Annotated in this window: 2 protein-coding genes; both read left to right on the top strand. The window is 77.2% G+C overall.

Annotation, left to right across the window (positions count from 1 at the left end; all coding sequences use genetic code 11):
• Positions 1-114 precede the first annotated feature (114 nt).
• On the top strand, positions 115-1,101 hold the full coding sequence (locus E1211_RS32035; protein ID WP_207915600.1) for a GvpL/GvpF family gas vesicle protein: 987 nt from the start codon (positions 115-117) through the stop codon (positions 1,099-1,101).
• The gene (locus E1211_RS32030; protein ID WP_132353980.1) at positions 1,095-1,361 is read left to right on the top strand and encodes a gas vesicle protein; all 267 of its coding nucleotides are present in this window, start codon (positions 1,095-1,097) and stop codon (positions 1,359-1,361) included. Before E1211_RS32035 ends, E1211_RS32030 begins: the two co-directional genes overlap by 7 nt.
• Position 1,362: the final 1 nt, after the last annotated feature.

The following is a 1,362-nucleotide window of genomic DNA, read 5'->3' as shown; positions in this document are numbered from 1 at the left end:
GGGCCCGCCCGCCCGTCGAACCGGGACCCCGTGATCCGGAAGAGGTGGAGGCCGAACGCCGTCCCCGGGTCGCGGCCCGGGCGCGGCGGCGGGACGCCCGACGGGAGGAGTGGGATGAGTTCGACCGCTGACACCGCCACGGGCACCGGCCGCTGGTTGCACGGCGTCGTCCGGGAAGCGGAGCTGGGGCTGCTGAGCACGCTGCCGGGCATGACGGGCGAAGCGGTGCGACCGGTACGCACGGAGGGCCTGGTGGCGGTGGTGAGCACCGTCCCGCTGGCCGAGTACGGCGAGGAGGCGCTGCGGCGCAACCTGGAGCACCTGGGCTGGCTGGAACGGGCGGCCCGGGCGCACCACCGGGTGGTCGACGCGCTGGCCCGCGCCGGGGCGGTCGTACCGGCCCGGCTGGCGACCGTGCACCACGACGACGCGGCGGTCACCGCCTCGCTCGCCGGCCGGCGGTCCGAACTGGTCGCCCTGCTCGACGGGCTCGCCGGCCGCGGCGAGTGGGGTGTCAAGGGGTACGTGGTGCCGGGCGCCGCGCCCCGGGTCGAGGAGCCGGCCGGCCCGGGCGGGGTCGGAACGGCGTACCTGCGGCGGCGCCGGGCCCAGCTGGTGGCGCGCGAGGACGCGCAGCGGGAGACCACGCAGGTCGCCGCGGCCGTGCACGAGGCCCTCACGCGGTACGCGGTGGCCGCTCGACGGCATCCCCCGCAGGACCGCCGGCTCTCCGGGGCGGAGACCGCCATGGCGCTCAACGGCGCGTACCTGGTGGACGCGAGTTCGGCGGCGGGGTTCGCCGGTCTGGTGGAGGCCCTCGCGGAACGCCACCCGGAGCTGCGGCTGGAACTGACCGGCCCGTGGCCGCCGTACTCCTTCGTGACGGAGCGTCCGGTGGAGGCCGGCGACGACCAGCCCGGCGGTACGGTCGGCGGCTCCGTGCCGCCGCGTGGGGCGGTGCCGGCGGGCGATCCGATGCAGGTGCGGGAGTCGGCGTCGGTGCGCGAGTCGACGTCGGCGGGTGCGCCGGTGTCGGGCCGGGACGCGGTTCGGGAGTCGGCGTCGGGCCGGGACGCGGCGGTTCGGGAGTCGGCGTGGTGACCACCTCGCTCGCCCCGAACAGCGCGGACGACTCGCTCGCGTACCGGCCGGTCGCCCTGGTCGACCTGCTGGACCGGGTTCTCGCCACCGGGGTGGTGGTGAGTGGGGACATCACCCTCGCCATCGCCGACGTGGACCTCGTCCGCATCTCGTTGCGCGCCCTGATCGCCTCGGTCGGCGCGCTCGCCCCGCCCGAGCCGGCCGCCTGGTCGTCCGCCGACGACGGGACCGGCGGTGTCATGTTCGGGGTGGGGGAGTGAC

The sequence above is a fragment of the Micromonospora sp. 15K316 genome, from assembly GCF_004348525.1.
In the GTDB taxonomy this organism is placed as follows: Bacteria; Actinomycetota; Actinomycetes; order Mycobacteriales; family Micromonosporaceae; genus Micromonospora.
Note: the sequence above shows the minus strand (reverse complement) of the source record. Positions and strands in the feature narration are given on the sequence as shown.

Excerpts from the sequence above, each read along its gene's own strand:
- E1211_RS32035 (WP_207915600.1), top strand. The coding sequence starts at position 115 with ATGAGTTCGACCGCTGACACCGCCACGGGCACCGGCCGCTGGTTGCAC.